The organism is Halocatena marina (genome assembly GCF_023276375.1).
Taxonomy (GTDB): domain Archaea; phylum Halobacteriota; class Halobacteria; order Halobacteriales; family Haloarculaceae; genus Halocatena; species Halocatena marina.
Genome location: NZ_JALLPK010000001.1, coordinates 3873587 through 3891520 on the forward strand (window position 1 = coordinate 3873587; position 17934 = coordinate 3891520).

General features: G+C 57.0%; 16 protein-coding genes. 4 read left to right on the plus strand and 12 right to left on the minus strand.

Going from position 1 to position 17934, the window contains the following annotated elements:
• Positions 1 to 95: 95 nt before the first annotated feature.
• Positions 96 to 248 carry a hypothetical protein gene (locus tag MW898_RS18485; protein ID WP_248909593.1) on the minus strand — a complete coding sequence of 51 codons (153 nt, stop codon included), beginning with the start codon at positions 246 to 248 and terminating at the stop codon, positions 96 to 98.
• Positions 249 to 287: 39 nt separating this feature from the next.
• On the minus strand, positions 288 to 2747 hold the full coding sequence (gene folP, locus MW898_RS18490) for a dihydropteroate synthase (protein WP_248909595.1): 2460 nt from the start codon (positions 2745 to 2747) through the stop codon (positions 288 to 290).
• 128 nt (positions 2748 to 2875) lie between these two features.
• On the opposite strand from folP, the gene MW898_RS18495 reads away from it, so the two are divergent.
• Positions 2876 to 4747 carry an arginine--tRNA ligase gene (locus tag MW898_RS18495; RefSeq protein ID WP_248909598.1) on the plus strand — a complete coding sequence of 624 codons (1872 nt, stop codon included), beginning with the start codon at positions 2876 to 2878 and terminating at the stop codon, positions 4745 to 4747.
• A 139-nt stretch (positions 4748 to 4886) separates the two neighbouring features.
• On the opposite strand, the gene MW898_RS18500 is transcribed toward MW898_RS18495, so the two are convergent.
• Positions 4887 to 5735, minus strand: a complete 849-nt coding sequence (locus MW898_RS18500; protein ID WP_248909600.1) for a DUF726 domain-containing protein — start codon at positions 5733 to 5735, stop codon at positions 4887 to 4889.
• A 246-nt stretch (positions 5736 to 5981) separates the two neighbouring features.
• Positions 5982 to 7562: a bifunctional phosphoribosylaminoimidazolecarboxamide formyltransferase/IMP cyclohydrolase gene (gene purH, locus MW898_RS18505; protein ID WP_368409115.1), complete on the minus strand. Its 1581-nt coding sequence runs from the start codon at positions 7560 to 7562 to the stop codon at positions 5982 to 5984.
• 198 nt (positions 7563 to 7760) lie between these two features.
• Here purH and purB point away from each other — a divergent pair, with 198 nt between their 5' ends.
• Positions 7761 to 9140, plus strand: coding sequence for an adenylosuccinate lyase (gene purB / locus MW898_RS18510; protein ID WP_248909602.1), 1380 nt, complete (start codon positions 7761 to 7763; stop codon positions 9138 to 9140).
• Positions 9141 to 9217: 77 nt separating this feature from the next.
• Positions 9218 to 9556 carry a DUF5518 domain-containing protein gene (locus MW898_RS18515; RefSeq protein WP_248909605.1) on the plus strand — a complete coding sequence of 113 codons (339 nt, stop codon included), beginning with the start codon at positions 9218 to 9220 and terminating at the stop codon, positions 9554 to 9556.
• Positions 9557 to 9749: 193 nt separating this feature from the next.
• On the opposite strand, the gene MW898_RS18520 is transcribed toward MW898_RS18515, so the two are convergent.
• From MW898_RS18520 to dapA, 8 genes are all read right to left on the minus strand, one after another.
• A complete protein-coding gene (locus tag MW898_RS18520; RefSeq protein ID WP_248909606.1) occupies positions 9750 to 10175 on the minus strand; it encodes an HVO_A0114 family putative DNA-binding protein in 426 nt (141 codons plus the stop codon).
• Between the two features lie 34 nt (positions 10176 to 10209).
• Positions 10210 to 10548 carry a toxin-antitoxin system TumE family protein gene (locus MW898_RS18525; RefSeq protein ID WP_248909608.1) on the minus strand — a complete coding sequence of 113 codons (339 nt, stop codon included), beginning with the start codon at positions 10546 to 10548 and terminating at the stop codon, positions 10210 to 10212.
• A gap of 128 nt (positions 10549 to 10676) precedes the next feature.
• Entirely contained in the window at positions 10677 to 11735 is a 1059-nt protein-coding gene (locus MW898_RS18530; RefSeq protein WP_248909610.1) for a M20 family metallopeptidase, read from the minus strand.
• The gene (gene dapF / locus MW898_RS18535) at positions 11735 to 12628 is read right to left on the minus strand and encodes a diaminopimelate epimerase (RefSeq protein ID WP_248909612.1); all 894 of its coding nucleotides are present in this window, start codon (positions 12626 to 12628) and stop codon (positions 11735 to 11737) included. The genes MW898_RS18530 and dapF overlap by 1 nt, the downstream gene beginning before the upstream one ends.
• A 17-nt stretch (positions 12629 to 12645) precedes the next feature.
• Positions 12646 to 13884, minus strand: coding sequence for a diaminopimelate decarboxylase (gene lysA / locus MW898_RS18540; RefSeq protein ID WP_248909614.1), 1239 nt, complete (start codon positions 13882 to 13884; stop codon positions 12646 to 12648).
• Entirely contained in the window at positions 13881 to 14714 is an 834-nt protein-coding gene (locus tag MW898_RS18545) for a 2,3,4,5-tetrahydropyridine-2,6-dicarboxylate N-succinyltransferase (RefSeq protein WP_248909616.1), read from the minus strand. Before MW898_RS18545 ends, lysA begins: the two co-directional genes overlap by 4 nt.
• Positions 14711 to 15472, minus strand: a complete 762-nt coding sequence (dapB, locus tag MW898_RS18550) for a 4-hydroxy-tetrahydrodipicolinate reductase (protein ID WP_309242237.1) — start codon at positions 15470 to 15472, stop codon at positions 14711 to 14713. The genes MW898_RS18545 and dapB overlap by 4 nt, the downstream gene beginning before the upstream one ends.
• Complete coding sequence (dapA, locus tag MW898_RS18555; RefSeq protein WP_248909618.1) at positions 15469 to 16380, minus strand: 4-hydroxy-tetrahydrodipicolinate synthase; 912 nt, start codon at positions 16378 to 16380, stop codon at positions 15469 to 15471. Before dapA ends, dapB begins: the two co-directional genes overlap by 4 nt.
• A 627-nt stretch (positions 16381 to 17007) precedes the next feature.
• Here dapA and MW898_RS18560 point away from each other — a divergent pair.
• Positions 17008 to 17715: a DUF4013 domain-containing protein gene (locus MW898_RS18560; protein WP_248909620.1), complete on the plus strand. Its 708-nt coding sequence runs from the start codon at positions 17008 to 17010 to the stop codon at positions 17713 to 17715.
• Positions 17716 to 17934 lie beyond the last annotated feature (219 nt).

Here is a 17934-nt window from a genome sequence, read left to right on the forward strand (position 1 = left end):
AGAGAAAAACTGTAGAAGAGATCTGTCGAGCGTAAAATTGTGATACTATTACCATCTCAAGTCAGCTCCAGATCAAAAATAGTCCTGCTAAAGTCTCAGCACTCGATTTCGAGTGTGATATTGGAAGCAATCCATCCATCGGGGTTCGTTTCCTCGATGAGCACCGTCCGTCCAGGACGTGTTTCGTAGGCAACGACATACCCTTCAGAATCTGACGCGTCACGCCCTGACTCGACATTCACGTCCATACGTACTTTTAGGCTATCCTAGACGGTAGGTGTGTCGGTTCATCTACTGTCAGGATTGGTCGCTGCCTGCTGGGTTCGGACGGCTGCGACGTTTTCTGGCACATCGTGGACGCGGACGATATCGGCTCCTCGTTCTGCGGCGATCGCGGTGGCTGCGACGGTCGCGTGGAGGCGTTCACCCGCTGACCGGTCGATGTGATCGAACATCGACTTGTGTGAGTGACCGAAGAGAACGGGACAACCGAGAGCGTGGAACTCATCGATCCGTCCGAGCAGTTCGAAGTTTTCCTGTGGTGATTTTCCAAAGCCTATCCCAGGATCAACGATGATCTGTTCACGTTCGAGTCCCGCCTTTTCCGCGAGAAGAACGCGCTCTGTGAGCGCATCGATCGTGTCCTCAACCACATCATCGTATTCGATCGACGTGTTAGGATCGACCGGTGTCTCGATGCTGTGCATAACAACGATCGGAACGTCGTATTCGGCCACGACGTGGCGCATCTCTGGATCCCCGAGTCCAGACACGTCGTTGACGATGTCCGCACCGGCGTCGAGTGCAGCACGCGCTACACTGGCCCTGCGCGTATCAACCGAGACGTATACATCGAGATCCGCTAGTTGCTCGATGACCGGAACAACGCGGTCGATCTCTTCTGCAACGGGCACCGGAGCCGCACCAGGTCGGGTGCTTTCACCACCAACATCGAGGATATCGACGTCCTGCTCGACCATCGCTTCGGCGTGAGCGATGGCGGCCTCGGTTGAGTTGTACTCGCCGCCGTCGTGGAAACTGTCGGGCGTGACGTTGACGATGCCCATCACCGCGACCCGGTCATCCCACGGGTAGTGGTTGGCGTCAGTGTCGATTTGGATTCCGAGCGCTCGTTTGAGATCCTGTGCGAGGGCGGCTAAGCCATAGGGCTGCCCGTCGAGCTTTTCGATCAACCGCTTGTGCTGTGCGAGCGTTCCCATGAGCACCACATCGAGATAGCGCGGCTGTTGTGATTGGATGCCAGAGATCGCACATTCGCCGCCGAGACTGAGCAGCTCCTCTTTGAGATACCGGGCTTGTCGGGGCTGAACGCGAACTTTCAGCACGCAATGAACGCCCTTCCCGCGCATTCGCCAGACACCAGCCGACGTGACATCCGCGCCGTCGAGTGTGGCCCGTGCTTCCGCAATCGAAGTGACACGCTTTGGCGTTTCCGTCCGCACCCACCGCTCGCGTGCTTCCGAGACGGCGTACAGTGATCCCGCCACGAGCACGCAGTCATCGGGTCCCGAAGCTTCGATCGCCGTTTCGATCGCCGTCTCGACCGACCGAATGACAGTAACGTCCGGCGAATCGGAAGCAGCAGCTGTCGACTCAGGGTCGTTCGTACCTTCGAACGTTCGGGCAAGTACGTCGGCATCTTCTGCACGATCTGTGGCAGGTTCACAGGCGTAGACGTTCGTTGGCTCTGGAAGCGCATCGACCATCCGCTCGTGGTCCTTATCGCTCATCGCACCGAAAACGAGATGGAGATTGTCGTAGTCGAACTCCGCAAGAGTTGTAGCTGCCGTCGCGCACCCGCCAGGGTTGTGTGCCCCATCGAGAACGACCAACGGCTCTCGTCCCATCACTTCGAACCGGCCCGGCCAATGTGCGTTCTCCAACCCTCGGACGAGGTCGCTGTTCTCGACATCGGCGACCTGTCGACAGAGCGCTGCCGTCACGCCCGCATTCAGCGACTGATGTGCTCCGAGCTGTGGAAGTGACGCCTCGATTGACCAGTCCGGGCCAGAGAGACTGACGGTACTGCTCAGCCCGTCCCGACCGTCATAGTGCGCTCGAATGTCGACATCTTCCGCATTACCGACGGTGACAACCTCACCCGCAACCTCTCGAATCGCATCGAGGGTCGATCCCGTTTCAGTGGTCACCAGCGGCTGCTCACCGGCGACGTGGGCCTTATCACGGGCGATCTCTTCGACGGTCTCACCGAGCATCTCCGTGTGTTCGAGCGTCACGGACGTGACAGCGCTCGCGACGGGATCGACAACACTCGTCGCATCGTAGCGCCCGCCAATCCCCACTTCCAAGACGGCTATATCCACCTCTTGACGGGCGAACTCCCACAGCGCAAGCGCGGTGTTCGTCTCGAAGAACGTCGGAGCCTCTCCACGGCTCGCGGCATCGAGAACGTACTCGCGGACTGTGTCAATGAACTCTGTGAGTGATCTCTTGGTGATTTTGCGGCCGTTCACACGGACTCGCTCGCGCACGTCGCTCAGATGCGGAGACGTGAACAACCCCACGTCGAGACCGGTTTCGCGGAGCACCTGTTCTACCATTCGCGCGGTGCTTCCTTTCCCGTTCGACCCCGCGATCTGGATGCACGTGAGTTCATCGTGCGGATCGCCCAGCTCCCCGAGAAGCGCGCGTGTCGCGTCCGTCCCTCTGCGCGGTGGGTAGCGCTGGAGGTCGAAGAGGAAGTTTGCGGCCTCGTAATACTCCATACGCGCACATTCTGAGACCGACCGCTTTACGCTGTCGGAGTACTACCGTAACGGGCTGTGCTGTCGGATTGTGATGACCCTCCTCCCATAGAGTAAAATCGGAGAGCAGCAAAGATAGCCGCACGTCTATGCTGCAGGTTCTGCGCGATCGTCTCACTGAGGACATGACAGCGATACTCACCCAATGGGACTGCGAAGGGGTGATTGGATCCAATCTGATTGAAATCAACGAGTACGAGGAAGGCAATGGAGACAGAGCGGGAGAGAAAGGTCTTCTGGCAACGCCTATTGCCTACCAGCTCGCTTCGGAGCGTGAGAGATCACCGGCCGACATCGCAGTTGAACTCGCTGATGCGTTCCGAAATCGAGAGGAAATTTCTGGGATAGAATCGATCGAAGCTGTCGATGGATACGTCAATTTCTACGTTGACGAGGACGAGCTCACCACCCGTACGCTCGAACGAATTCTCGAATCAGAGTCGGCGTACGGTCAGGTGGCTGATTCGAAAGCGGCGTTTTTCGAGTTCTCTTCGCCGAACATCGCTAAGCCGCTGCATATCGGCCACCTTCGCAACACCATCCTCGGAGATGTACTGGGGACTATTCTAGAGACACGAGGATACGATCTCGTTCGTGACAATCACATCGGCGATTGGGGCGTCCAGTTCGGCCATCTCCTCTCCGAATACGAGAAGGCCATCGAGAACGGAGAAGACGTTGCAGAACGATTTGATGCGGATCCGATCGACTGTCTATTGGAGCTCTACCAGCGCTACGGACGCCACGAAGCCGAACTCGAAAACGCGGGCCGTGAGGAGGATCTTGAGCGGGTACGCGAGCGGGGTCGGAAGTACTTCGCCCGGCTCGAAGCGGGTGAAAAGCCATTGCGAGAGCGATGGGAACGGTTCCACGCTGCAAGCTGTGATCGGTTCGAGTCGATATACGATCGGCTCGGTGTCACCTTCGATACATGGCACGGTGAGAGCTTCTACGTCACCGAGGCATGGACGAACCGGCTCCGGGTACAGGCATACGAACGGGACGTCGCTGTCGAAACGGCCAACGGTGCGTACGTCATCCCAATCTACGACGGTGATTGTACGAACGTTACTGACCCAGAGCGTGCTGATGTCTGCACTGACACTCCTGACGAGATCTCATCCGAGGAGGACGACCCTGAGTACGAAGCGTTCGTGCTTTTGAAACGCGACGGAACCACGACGTACGGAATGCGGGATCTCGCTACGATAGCCTACCGCACCGAGCAGTATGACGAACTGTTCTACGTCGTCGGGAGCGAACAGCGAGACTATTTCCAACAGCTGTTCGCCGCTGCCAGAAAATTCGGCTACACTGACGCTCGATTCACTCACGTCGATTACGGGCTGATCGATCTTCCTGACGGAAGCATGTCGACGCGCGAAGGAAGACTCATCACTGCAAAAGAAGTCCTCGATCAGGTTCACGATCGTGCGTTCAATGTGGTTCGTGAAAACAACCCGTCGCTGGACGAGACTACAGCGAGTAAGATCGCAGAGGGTGTTACGCTCGGAACCGTCCGCTTCGAGAACATTGCCAAACGACGAACCAAGAACACCACGTTCGACATCGAACAGGCAACAGCACTCGACGGCGACACTGGTCCGTACGTCCAGTACGCAGCAACACGGGGTGTGAATATCCTCCGTAAAGCCGACAGCGACGTTCCGGATTCGAGTGATGTGACCACTCAGCCGTTGAACGAGTACGATCACCAGCTCGCTGTTCAATTGGCACGCTACCCGCTCGTCCTCCAACGCTGTGAGGAACGATACGATCCTGCACCGCTTGCACAGTATCTTCTCGATCTGGCGAAAAGCTTCAACAAGTTCTATCACGAAAACCGTGTTCTCGACGCAGCAAAAGCACGTGAACGGCGGTTGATACTCGTCGCAGCGACCGTTCACGTGTTCGAATCTGCCTTCGAAATCACCGGGATCCCGATGCTAGAGCAGATGTGACATTGAAATGGTCAGATATGGGTCTGTTTCTTGCGGTCGTGCAGGATCGATTGTACTCGGGTCGGCCCCTGTGTTCGAATCGCGTTCGTGGGGAACGACCGCGTCGGTGGGAGCCCCCATAGATGAATGCTATCGAGAACTATACGAGATCGTCGTCGATGTACCAGACACAGCCATCGTTGTAATCCATGTACTCGCAGTGGTGATGAATTCGTGACGTCATGTCGTGTTCGTACCAGTTGTAGGGTTCACCACCCGTGCCACCGGTGTACCCACACGCGTGGCGTCCGAATTCGGCAGCCTGATAGATGTCTCCGAGGGTGTCGTCGTTCTCACTGTAGTAGTTGTGCGTTTCGTTGGTACCGTACAGAATACCGTCGTAAAATCGTTCACCGGGCTGTTCGTCCCACACGGCAGCACCGAACAGGTTGACCGAGTTGATGGTGTGACCATACGTTCCATGCAGCCCCCGAACACATTCGAGCGCCATCTTCCCACCGAGGGAGTGAGCAACGAGATTCACCGTAACGCCGTGATCCTCCGTCAAGCCGTAGTAGTCAAGAATCTCGGCGAGATCTTGACCAGCTTCGATCGCGTGATTTTTCGCTGAGTACCAATCGTCCCATGAGTCGCCGGCGTTCCAATCACAGGCCGTGACGTTGCCGTTATATCCGCTGTCCGTGAGATTTCGGTAGATCTCGTATGCGTAGTCACGACCGCCGTTCTGGTTCGTGAAGCCGTGAATGAAGATGGTCAGACTCTCGGTCCCCCACGGCCACTCGTGGAAGCTCCAGTTCTCTGGTTCTACCTCTCCGAGCCACGACGGACAGCTCGGATAGGTGTACGGACACTCGCCGTCTCCGGCGGCTGCTGGACTGCTCATTGCCGTAAGACCAGTTGCCCCAACGACCGCCAGTCCAGCGGATTTCAACAGCCGTCGCCTGCTTACTGAGCCGGATGGTTTCTGTGCGCTCTCGTCTCTACCCATATCGTCACCTAACATGAGTGTGACAACCACTCGACTCAGACATATTCAAATTAATTGAATTACAATTACTATTTGTAATTATACCAATTTTGTAGCATATATTTATATGATTGGCTTAGCTACAGTTGTAGTTCTACAGTACGGTTCAGATCGGTACAGAGGACTTCAGATACCGAGCGTCTGATTGTACGTCGCGTCAGCGCGAAGGGGACATTCCCCTTGTTCGCCGAGCACGGAGTTACTGATTCACTCGTGTTTGAAACACCGCTGTCCAGTGAACGCCATCGCCATTCCTAGCTCATCGGCAGCGGCGATCACGTCCTCGTCATTGACGGAGCCTCCGGGTTGGATAACGGCCTCGATACCGTGTTCAGCTGCCGTCTCGATTCCGTCGGGGAACGGGAAGAAAGCATCTGAGGCCATCACCGCTCCGGCAGCGGACTTTCCGTCAGCGTGCTCGTCGGCTTTGAGCCCAGCGAGTCGGACCGCATCCACCCGGGACACCTGACCCATACCAATACCAACGGTTTCTGTCTCCGAAGCGAACACGATGGCGTTCGATTTGACGTGTTTTGTGACCGACCACGCAAACAGCATCGTTTCGATCTGTTCGTCGGTCGGCTCTCGCTCGGTAACAAATTCGAGAGCATCGCGCGTGAGCTGCTGTCGGTCGCGTTCTTGAACGAGTCGGCCGCCGACAAGCGGTTTTTCGACGAGCGTTTCGGACTGGTCGTAGGCGTCACCCACATCGAGCACTCGGAGGTTCTCCTTCGAGCGGAGCACATCGAGGGCTGCGTCAGTGTAGCCGGGGGCGACGACGATCTCCTTGAATGAATCGATAATCCGCTCTGCAGTCGTCGCGTCGCATTCCCGATTCAACGCGACGATGCCGCCGAAGGCACTCTGTGGATCAGTAGCGAGTGCGTCTTCGTACGCATCGGCCAGTGTCTCGGCCGTCGCACAGCCTGCAGGATTGGTGTGTTTGATGACTGCTGCCGCTGGCTCTTCGAACTCTTTGATCAGATTTAATGCGCCGTCAGCGTCGTTGTAGTTGTTGTACGACAGCGCCTTTGCACCCTCGTTCAGCTGATCAGCGTGCACCACGCTTGCCTCCGTACAGGTTGTATCCGCATAGAGCGCAGCGTCCTGATGTGGATTCTCGCCATACCGAAGCGAGGCAGTGCGGTCGCCAGTTTCGATCCACCGCGCTGGGAACGCACCGCTCTCGTCACCGTCGATATGAACGGTGCCATCATCGACCGTCACACGTCCCTCTGCAACAGCTCGCACAGCACGCGGGTATGCAACGAATTCGCCGTCGTAGAGCACGCGGTCTTTCAGGTCAGCAGCGGTATCGTCCTCGTAGACTGGGACGGGTTCTTGTGTAACGATTGGCCCCCCATCGACTTCTTCGGTGACCACGTGGACAGTACAGCCAGTCACCGTGACGCCCGCAGCAAGCGCATCGCCCCACGCATCCATCCCCTTGAACGATGGCAAGAGTGACGGATGGACGTTCAGCGTCAACGGAGCACTGTCGAGGAACGTGTTCGTCAGCACGCGCATATATCCGTCGAGACAGACGAGGTCGATGTCGTAGCCCGCGAGACGAGCGAGAATGCGTTCCTCGTGGGAATCACGTGATTCGTCTTCACCGCTGCGTTCTACGACCTCAGTCGGAATTCCACGCTCGGCAGCCTCAGTGAGAACGGGCGCGCTCTCGTTATCCGTGAGAACAACCGAGAATTCCACTCCGTTGGGTGCTCTATCGGCGATGTTGAGGAGGTTCCGTCCACGATTTCCAGCCATACCGGCGATGCGCATCATATCTGTCTGAGACAGCTGTGACAGCAAAGAAATATCGGTCTATCAGCAGCGTCGTGCATGATTATCCGATACAAGCACGAGATATATACACAAACGTGCATATTTTTCTGGACATTGATAGTGCTATTTTGATATCTTAGGTAGTCGCGGTCGAGATGGCTCCGATACGCTTTTTCGATGTCTCCACCGACCTCGGGTATGCAGACGCTTACTGCCGTCTCGCCGCTCGACGGCCGCTATCAGTCCGACACAGAGCCGTTGTCACCCTACGTGAGTGAGGCGGGTCTCATGCGAGCGCGCGTTCGTGTCGAGATCGAGTATCTCATTGCCCTTTCCGACCTTGATGCCACGCCGCTCACGATCGACGCTAGTGATCGTGATGCGCTGCGAGAGTTGTACGGTGCGTTTGACGAGGAGAGTGCGGCACTGATCAAACAGATCGAGACGGAGGGATACGGGGAGTTTTCCGCAACGAACCACGACGTAAAGGCCGTTGAGTATTTCATTCGGGAGTCGTTTCCCGAGTACGGGCCGTGGATCCACTTCGGTCTCACGAGCGAAGACGTGAACAATCTCGCATACCGGGTGCTCATCCCGGACGCTGTCGAGGAGGTACTCCTTCCGGATCTTATCGCCGTCCGGGACAATCTCGCCGAACAGGCCGACGAGTACCGTGATCTCCCGATGCTTGCGCGAACGCACGGTCAACCCGCAACGCCGACAACGTTTGGGAAGGAACTGGCCGTCTACGCCGCCCGACTCGACCGAGCCATCGATGGGATTCGGGCGGTTGATCTCTCGGGCAAACTGTCTGGTGCGAGCGGAACGTACGCCGCCCACCACGCTGCCTATCCGGACGTGGACTGGCAAGCGTTCTCGCGTGCGTTCGTCGAGTCGCTGGGACTCAGCCATACACCGCTTGCGACGCAGGTGAACCCTTGTGACGATCTTGCGGCGTTATTCGATGCCTTCCAACGAGCCAACGCAATCCTCCTCGATCTCGATCGTGATATGTGGTTGTACATCAGCGACCGCTATCTCGGACAAGAACGCACGGAAGGCGAAACTGGGTCATCGACGATGCCCCACAAGGTTAATCCGATCGACTTCGAGAACAGCGAGGGGAACCTCTCGAAAGCTAACTCCGATCTCTCGTTTCTCGCTGGATACATCACAAACTCACGGCTCCAGCGCGATCTCTCCGATTCGACCGTCAAACGAAATATCGGAACGGCGCTCGCACATTGTCATATAGGATATGTGAAACTTCAGGCCGGACTCGGGAAAATCGTCCCGAACGAGAAAGTGATGGGTGAGGAACTGGAATCGACCCCCGAGATTATCGGTGAGGCGGTCCAGACGATTCTCCGACGGGAAGGACACGAGGATGCGTACGAGCGAATCAAAGATCTCACCCGAGGGCAACGGGTTACGATCGATGATTTCCGCGCGTTGTTCGACGATCTCGACGTGAGCGAAGCGGTCCGTCGGGAACTACACGCTCTCACGCCTATCGGCTACACTGGTCGCGCGAGCGATCTCGTGGAACAAATCGAAGACAGCGAACCACAGCAGTAGCTGACGACCGGGATGCCTGCCGACTCCTTCACCACCATCATTGTAAATATCAGGAGCGAGTATCTAGAACTGAAATCATGATCCTCAACGCCATCATTGGTGCGGTCGTGACCGTTCTCTCATCGTTCGCCATCGGCCCGCTCGCTCCAATTCTCGGCGGGAGTGTCGCTGGGTATCTTCAGCGGCGGGAGGGTCTCTCGGTCGGTGCACTCTCTGGCGTCATCGCATCGCTCCCGCTCGTGCTGTTGGTCCTCTTTGCTGGCGCGTTCTTTCTCTTTGTTCCCGATCAGATGTTGGCCGGAGTGGGTCTCTTCGTCGTAGGCGCTGTCTTCGTGGTTACACTCCTCCTCAGCGCACTACTCGGCGCGCTGGGTGGCTACCTCGGAGTGTACGTCAGATCGGAGATAACACACTAATCGAGCAGCGCACAGAGCGTTGCGTGGACGATTTCGATCGTGTCTACTCGTTAAGACGACTGGCTAAACGGCTGTATTTATGGTTTCACTGAATAAACGACAATTTGTGCGGCGCTCGATATCCAATTACTTTGGGCTTCATCTGCAAGAAGCGAACCGTATAGGCGGGCGTGTAGAGCAGGGAGATGATTTCTCACGGAGCAGCAGTAGCTTCATTCGATGTTGTATCGAACGGGACTCGCATGATGAGTTCGTCGAACCAGACGACTGGTCGCTTTGCTTTGCCTTCCTCGATAAAGTAGATCACACCCATGTTTGCGAGCCGTGTTAACTGCTCATGAACATTTTTCACGTCCCGGTCAACCGCACGGGCAGCCTCGTTAATGCTCGTCGGCTTCTCTCGTCTGACAGTTTCGATGAGATTGAGTGTTGTTGGCGTGAACGTTTTCAAGAGATCGTCATAACTCGTGAATGACAGCGTCGGTGGTTCGTCTACACGCTCGCCTCCTTCCATCATATCAATGGCGTCTGTAACATCATCGCGGAACTGATTGGACGACTTCACAGTTACAACGAGCGTTGATGCGGCGTCCAGATAGTCGCGTTCTTTTGGATGCATTTGGTGTCACCTCTGTATGGATGGTCTATACGGATTACGGGACCTCGAATTCGTCGTTTGGCACTTCAGTCCAGAATCGATTCCACAACTCGACCATGCCTGGAAACTCGATAATCTCTGGTTCGGGGTCGGGAGCAACATGCAGCTCGTGCCCCTTCGTGTCCTCGTGTGAGTTGTCGTATCGTCGTATCGTGCCATCATCGAGTGTTTCTTCGGTTGGTTCAAGCACGCCGTAGTGAAGTTTGTATGCCCAGCCAGACGCATACGTTTCGTCTGTCGTCCGCATGCAGAACACACGGACGACTGTATCATCGGGATAGCGTTGTTGTCCTCTGTAACCATCAAGTTCGTCTTCCGTAACCGCTGGAACCATCCTTATCTATTGGTTCTCACGCCAATAGCATAGTGCTTTCCATTGGTGTTGAGAACAATGATTCTCGCGCCAGTTCAGCATACTTAGTAGCAGTATTGGAGTATGAAAATGGATTTCTGGCTACGAGGTTAGCAGAGCAGCGCACAGAGCGTTCCGTGGACGATTTCGCTCGCACGCTCGATCTCAGAGCGTCGGACGTACTCTCTGTCGGCGTGTGCCACTGCGCCCGTTTCGTCTGCGAGGACGCCGGGACCAAATACGACCGTCGGCGCTGGAGCGAAATACGACGCCTCAGTCGCCGCTGTGAACGGTCGCACGTCTCCTCCACCGGCTGCACACATTTCCCGGACGAGATCGCTGTCGTCGTCTGTCGCAAACGCCTCTAAAAACGGTGTTTCGCGGTCAGTCAGCGAGAATTCACACGCTGTGTCTGCGTGTTCTTCGAGATGTTCGTTCAGCGCGCGCTCGAATCCGTCTGACGTTTCGGGTGGAACGCTCCGACGATCGAGGGTGATGGTACAGTCATCCGGAATCTGGTTCACGGCGGATCCGCCACGAATAACGGTCGGTGTGAGGGTCGGCGTACCGAGTGCGGGATGCTCATCAGATCCATTCTCGTCGAACGTGCGGAGGGAAGCGAGCACGCTCTCAGCGCCAGCGACCGCGTTTACCCCCACTTTTGGTTCGGCCGCGTGAGCGTTCGAGCCATGAATCGTTATTGTTCCCTCGAATCGTCCTTTGGCGGCGGTACACACGTCGAGACCAGTCGGCTCACCGACGATGTATCGATCACCATCCACGTCGAGTGCCGCTGCCCCCGCTGACGTCGTCTCCTCGTCGGGAGTGATGGCGATCGTGAGCCGTCCACGAGATGGATCGCAAGCAAAGAACGCAGCGAGGAGTGCAGCGAGCGGCCCCTTCGCATCACACGCACCACGACCGTAGACGATGTCGTCCTCTCGCTGGACGGGAACGTGGGGTGGAACAGTGTCGATATGTGTGTTTAAAACGACGTGTGGGCCGCTCTTCGAGCCGTATTTCGTCGCAAGCGTGTTGCCCGCTTCGACCGTCGGCTCCGGGCCGTGGTCACGAATCGTCTCAACGAGTAGTTCACGCATCGCTTGCACAGACTCGTGCGACGGCGTTCGTACTGCCTGCTCATGAAATGCGAGAGAGTCGAACGCCATCAGCTAATACGACGGGGATCGGCCACCGAAAGGTCTGTCGAGCACTCGCGCACAACGGGGCCCGAGAGTGTCGCAACCCCAGCAGAAAGCGACACTTCGAGGTCGCCACCGGGCGGACAAACAGTGATCGGCCCCTCGTCCGGAAGGAATCCCTGTCTGTCCGCCACAGCGGCGATCGCTACTGCCCCCGTGCCACAGGAGTCAGTCTCACCTTCGACACCGCGCTCGAACGTTCGTTGATCGAAGACGGCGACGGCGTCGGAATCCGAATCGAGGGGTGTAGTGTCTCTGTCGGATCGCGCTGACGCGAGCGTTACGTTCGCTCCGGATGGAAACACCGAAGCGTTGCGAACTAGCGGACCGACTCGCTCGAGATCCACGCTATTTACGTCGTCAACGAACGCGACGGCGTGCGGGACGCCCGTATTGACAGCTGTAACAGTGAGTCCCTCGACATCTTCCTCAACGAGTGGTGATTCGCGTGCCAACGGTACCTTATCGGGTAAGAATGTGGTGTGGCCCATCTCGACACGAACAGTCTCGTCCTCGATGATCGCTCGGCGAGTTCCGGCCTGTGTATCAACCATCAGTTCGTCCGCATCGGTCTTTCGAGCCGCCCACGCGGCCGCACAGCGCGCACCATTGCCACACATTTCTGCCACACTCCCGTCCGGTTGCACGAGTGTCATAACGACCCGTGGAGGAGAATACTGGTCTTCTAGTGCGAGAAACAACACGCCGTCCGCGCCGTTGGATTCGGTGTCAGGATGGTTGATACCCGTCTCGCGGTCGCAATGCTCGATGGCGAATGCCCGTCGGTCAGGGACGGGGATTGCGGCATCGACGACAATGAAGTCGTTTCCGGTTCCATGGTACTTCGATACAGAGATCATGATTCTATAGCTATCTGTTAGTTATTTTGTTCTAATCTGGTAAGGTCAGAGAGCGTCTCCCGTCGTGAGACGGTCTCGCCACTGACGGTGACGACCGCTGGTCGCGGTCGAGAGTTGTACTGGCTACTCATTTCGTAGCCGTACGCGCCCGCGTTTCCGACCGCAAGTTGGTCACCGCGCACCGGTGCGGGAAGAGACCGATCACGAGCGAACACATCGGAGGTCTCACAGATGGGACCGACAATGCGACAGCTCATCGCTTCTCGTCCGTCTCGATCGGGGGTAAGGGTGCGAATCTCGTGGTGAGCGTCGTACAGCGCAGGACGGAGCAGCGTCGTCATTCCCGCATCGACGCCGACGACTGTCGTCTCTGCTGTCGGTTTCACGGTCGTAACGGTCGTTACGAGGACGCCTGCGTCCGCAACGAGATATCGACCCGGCTCGATCGCTAGCTGTGCATCACAGTCGCCATACGCTTTGCGCGTCGCAGCAGCCACGCTGTCGAGAGCAAGCGGCGGTTCGTCGGGATGGTATGGGACCCCGAATCCGCCCCCGACAGCGATGAAATCGAGCGCTCCAATCTCTCGACCGAGCACACCCATCCGTCGAACGAGTTCGCGGTGTGAGGCGAGGTCGTCGCCCGAAATACCGCTGCCAGCGTGTGCGTGAATGCCGACGAGATCGACGCCGGTCGCCTCTTTGCGAATCGATGTGCATACGTCAGCCGCTCGGTCGTACGGAACGCCGAACTGCGGTGCATCGCCGGTCGTGACCTTCGCGTGGTGGCCAGCTCCGACGCCGGGATTGACACGTACGCAGAGTCGCCCCGAGTAGCCACGTTCGAGAACACGGTCGAGCGTGTCGGTCGCACCAATCGTGAGTACGAAATCGTCTGTCTGCGAGCGTGAGATGACGTACTCGAGGTCTCGATCAGGAGGATTGACGGCCGTATAGCGGATTCGCTCTGCTGGGAACCCCGCCGCAAGCGCTCGCTGAACCTCGCCTGCTGATGCACACTCCGCGCCGAGACCCGACGTCTCGATCGCTTCGAGTACGGTTCGCGTTGTGTTCGCCTTGAGCGCGTAGCTCACGTCTGCGTTAGGGAAGGCATCGCGCAACCGAGCTGCGTTCTCGCGGACGCGGTCGGGATCGAGCACGTACAACGGTGTCCCGTGTTTTCGAGCGAGACCTCGCAACTGCTGTCCGTCCCATTCGGCCAGCCGTCGCACTCGGTTCGCCTTTGCCTTCGAGCTCATTCTCGGAGGGCTGCCTCCCGTTCTGTTCCTTCGAGTGTCGTCGCCTCGATATCTGTCGCAACGACCGCTGGCTTGTACGCTCCGCCGTCGAACAGTTCGTGCTCGCCAACACTCGATTCGACAAAGCGCGTGAACACCCGGCGCTCGGGCGGGAGAGACCCGTAGATGATCTGTTCGTCGACGAGGTCATAGACCGGGATGCGCGGTGTGAGCAGCGTGTTTTCGCCGACGATACAGCCATCTCCAACGACGAAACCTGATGTGATGCGACAGCCCGCACCGATCGACACGTCGTCTTCGATGACGACAGGTGCACTCTCAACTGGTTCGAGAACACCACCGATGAGCGTGTTCGCACCGAGCTTGACGTTCGCACCGATCTGCGCGCACGAGCCGACAGTGTCACAGGAGTCGACGAGCGTCCCATCACCAACGTGTGCTCCGATGTTGACGAACGCCGGACTCATCAGGATGGCGTCGCCTCCGACGTACGCTCCGCGTCGAATCACCGTTCCGTCTGGCGTGTTTCGTGTTCCGCGTTCCGGAAGATCGTCCGTCTCACGGAGCGAGAGCACATCGTGATACTCGACGTTTCCGTAGGAGTGCGTCTGGATGTCACGTAATCCGAAGTTGAGTAGAATACCACGTTTGACCCATTCGTTCGCGTGCCATTCTCCATCACGTTTTTCGGCGGCGCGTATCTCGCCCGCTTCCAACGCATCGAGAAACGCCTCGAGCGTTGCATACGCCTCTGTCTCCGCATCGCTCGCGGTCAACCCGTCCTCGTACTGGTGCCACAACTCCGTGATTTCTGCTTGTAGGTTTGTCATGCAAGTACCTCTCTGAACTCGTACCGGCCCGCTTTTTGTTTACTCACCCACTCGGCAGCATCGAGTGCCCCCGCTGCGAACACATGTCGGCTTTCGGCCCGGTGGGTTAGTGTGAGGACTTCGTCGTTTCCAGCGAAGAGAAGCTCGTGCTCGCCGCGAACGTTGCCCGCTCTGCGGACGTGAACGCCGATCTCGTCCTCGTTCCGTGGTTGGATTCCTTCTCGACCGTGGACGCGCTCTTCGTCGAATATTTCGAGGAGCGACTTTGCCGTCCCGCTCGGAGCGTCGCGCTTGCCGTTATGGTGTGTCTCGGTGAGTTCCACGTCGTACTGCGGAAGTGACGCAGCGGTCTCGCGGACAAGCGCGAGCAGGGTCTGGATGCCTCGCGCGAAGTTCGCTGCTTTCAGCACGGGGATCCGGTCACTCGTCCGGTCAATCGTCTCAAGCTCTGCTGCTTCGAAGCCAGTGGTTCCGACGACGGCCGGTGTCCCAGTTTCGACACACGCGTCGAGGAATTCGATGCTCGCCTCCGGAACGGTAAAATCGACGAGCGCGTCCGGTCTGTACTCGGATAGCAGCGACTGGAGGTCGTCGGGATGATACGCGTCCGTACCACTAGTAGCACGACGTTTTGAATCAGCGTTCGTGCTCTCAGTTCGTGAGACGGCGATCGCATCCATTCCACGTTCGCGTGCGCCATCAAGCACCTCGCTGCCCATTCGTCCCGATGCACCCGTCACCACGATGGTCATACTCATGGTTGGTGTTCAATTTCAGCCGAGCTCGATTCGAGAGCCGAAAGGACAGCCGTCAGCTGTTCGCGGTTTTCGGAACCGAGCGGTGACAACGGCGCTCGCAACCGCTCGGGAGCGTGTCCTCTGATGCCCATCGCTGCGATGACCGGGATGGGATTCGTTTCGAGAAACAGCGCACGAAACAGCGGGCCGAGTTCGTGGTGGAAGTCGCGCGCACGATCATACTCGCCATCGAGTGCTGAGTGTACCATCCTCCGAACCCGTTCGGGTTCGACGTTCGCGGCAACGCTGATACAGCCTGTGGCACCGACAGCGAGCATCGGTACCGTGAGTGCATCGTCGCCCGAGAGGACGCCGAAGCGCTCTCCACGAGTTCGTTCGATAATTTCAGTAATGCGGCCAATATCACCGCTTGCGGCCTTGTAGCCGACGATGTTTTCGTGTTGGGCAAGCGAAACAGCCGTCTCGACTGCTACGTTTCTCCCGGTGCGTGAGGGCACGTTGTAAACAATTTGGGGGAGATCGACGCTATCCGCAATCGTCCGGTAGTGATCCTCCATTCCTGCCGGTTCTGGCTTGTTGTAATACGGCGAGATGAGTAGCAAGCCATCAGCACCCGCCTCCGCCGAGCGGGTTGCGAGATCGACCGCCTCGTGCGTCGCGTTGCTTCCTGCTCCCGCGATGACCGGGATCTCTTTGACGGCATCGACAACAGTTTCGACGGTAGCAATATGCTCGTCGTGAGACATGGTCGCGCTCTCGCCGGTCGTCCCGACGGGAACAAGACCGTCGACGCCAGCGGCTTCGAGCCGTCGGGCGTCTGCTGCGAGTCGGTCGTGGTCGATGCTGCGATTCTCCGTGAACGGCGTCGTCATCGCTGGATAAACGCCGGTGAACGGTTCCTGTGTCATTTGTGTGAGTGGGTTCGTCTGATTGTCCAGTCAGTATCCGGTGCAAGAGAATTGAAAACAGCCCGCGACGGGGTGCCAACCCGCCATGGACCAACAGCTACGGGCGTTTTTTACGACGAACCCAGCCGTCACACCCGAGGGCAATCGTGGATGTGACGTCTTGCATGTGTACACCCGTGTGCTGGCACAACTTAGCAATTACGCCCGGTACTAATCCTGCCCCAATCGGAGCAGATCAGCATACGCAACGAGATTTTATGCGATGAACGGCGACAGCTTCGGGCAGAGTAAACGAGAGAGTAACTCGCTATTCTAAAACGTATTCCATCTGTGATTACATCACGGTCTGTGGTGTTGGTTGTAATCTCTACGTGATGCATCTCTTCTATGCTGTGCCATCGCTCTTCTGTAGTGATCTCAAACTGATGGTTCACCGCTTTCCGAAGCACCACTACTCACAGTTGCCTCTGAGTGCGGTCTGGCTCCATGCGGATGCGATCTCTATCTAACTCTGGTAGATCTCCAAGAATGACTTGATGGTCTCACTAGCTCAGATTGCCTTCCAAAGCGACGAAGAGAACATAAGTCAGTGCTGATAAGTATTGTCGTTCTGTATCTGTCGTTGATATGATTGAAGAGTCTCTGTCGTACCCGCTTGAAGATGAAACCCGACTCAATACGATCGGTCTTGGTGGTGTGATATATATTATAGTGAGTTTCATGTCTTTTTTCGCTGATATTTTTAGTGATCAGCTGATTGCGATTCCGCTGCTTCTCGTTCTCTCCATTGGTGGGTTTGCTCTCGCAGGCTACTCCGCTCGTGTGCTCCGAGTAACCGCGCGAGGAGAAGAGACGGTACCGAGATTCACTGACTGGCGAGGGTTGCTTATAGACGGCTTCAAACTGACTGTTGTCAATATTGCGTACCTGCTTCCCACCATTCTGACCTTCATCGTAGCGTTCGCCATCGGATCGAACGACGGAGGATCGACGACCGCCGTTGGTTACCTCAGTTTGGCTGCGTTCGCTATTGGACTCGTTGCGCTGTTTTTCACTCCTGTTGCCTGGACAAACGTTGCGCTCACAGATCGTCTCAGTGCGGCCTTCGAGTTCAGGACTATCGTCGACGCAGCGTTGACTGGTCAGTATCTTGTCGCCGTTGGACTCCTCGTTGTTCTCGGTGCTATCTTTCGACTCATCTCAGGATTTCTGGCCATCATCCTCGTTGGATTTTTCATCCTCTTCTACACGCAAGTCGTCCTTTCCTATCTCGTTGGAAGCAGCTGCGGATCGATTCTCGTCGAAGATCTAGACGAGAGTGTGGTTGCTGAGTGAGTCAGTAATTAGGACCGAGTCCCCTCCGTTGTTCGCAATCAGTACTTCGTGGAGTAGTGGGTGTTGTCTGTTGTTACCGATTCGATAGATGCTAGTGGTATGGTCGACGGGGAAATACACACCCGTCATTACGATGAAGAGAGCTATCCTCTTGTTGTAGTCTCTAGACGTGTATTCGACTGACTGTCATGGTGGCTATATGCCATTCGTCGCGCTTTC

Coding starts and splice junctions, on each gene's coding strand:
- MW898_RS18520 (WP_248909606.1), bottom strand. CDS start 10,175: ATGCATCCAAAAGAACGCGACTATCTGGACGCCGCATCAACGCTCGTT.
- dapA (WP_248909618.1), bottom strand. CDS start 16,380: ATGACACAGGAACCGTTCACCGGCGTTTATCCAGCGATGACGACGCCG.
- MW898_RS18530 (WP_248909610.1), bottom strand. CDS start 11,735: ATGGCGTTCGACTCTCTCGCATTTCATGAGCAGGCAGTACGAACGCCG.
- MW898_RS18560 (WP_248909620.1), top strand. CDS start 17,008: ATGATTGAAGAGTCTCTGTCGTACCCGCTTGAAGATGAAACCCGACTC.
- folP (WP_248909595.1), bottom strand. CDS start 2,747: ATGGAGTATTACGAGGCCGCAAACTTCCTCTTCGACCTCCAGCGCTAC.
- dapF (WP_248909612.1), bottom strand. CDS start 12,628: ATGATCTCTGTATCGAAGTACCATGGAACCGGAAACGACTTCATTGTC.
- MW898_RS18525 (WP_248909608.1), bottom strand. CDS start 10,548: ATGGTTCCAGCGGTTACGGAAGACGAACTTGATGGTTACAGAGGACAA.
- MW898_RS18495 (WP_248909598.1), top strand. CDS start 2,876: ATGCTGCAGGTTCTGCGCGATCGTCTCACTGAGGACATGACAGCGATA.
- lysA (WP_248909614.1), bottom strand. CDS start 13,884: ATGAGCTCGAAGGCAAAGGCGAACCGAGTGCGACGGCTGGCCGAATGG.
- MW898_RS18500 (WP_248909600.1), bottom strand. CDS start 5,735: ATGGGTAGAGACGAGAGCGCACAGAAACCATCCGGCTCAGTAAGCAGG.
- purH (WP_368409115.1), bottom strand. CDS start 7,562: ATGATGCGCATCGCCGGTATGGCTGGAAATCGTGGACGGAACCTCCTC.
- MW898_RS18485 (WP_248909593.1), bottom strand. CDS start 248: ATGGACGTGAATGTCGAGTCAGGGCGTGACGCGTCAGATTCTGAAGGG.
- MW898_RS18515 (WP_248909605.1), top strand. CDS start 9,218: ATGATCCTCAACGCCATCATTGGTGCGGTCGTGACCGTTCTCTCATCG.
- dapB (WP_309242237.1), bottom strand. CDS start 15,472: ATGAGTATGACCATCGTGGTGACGGGTGCATCGGGACGAATGGGCAGC.
- purB (WP_248909602.1), top strand. CDS start 7,761: ATGCAGACGCTTACTGCCGTCTCGCCGCTCGACGGCCGCTATCAGTCC.
- MW898_RS18545 (WP_248909616.1), bottom strand. CDS start 14,714: ATGACAAACCTACAAGCAGAAATCACGGAGTTGTGGCACCAGTACGAG.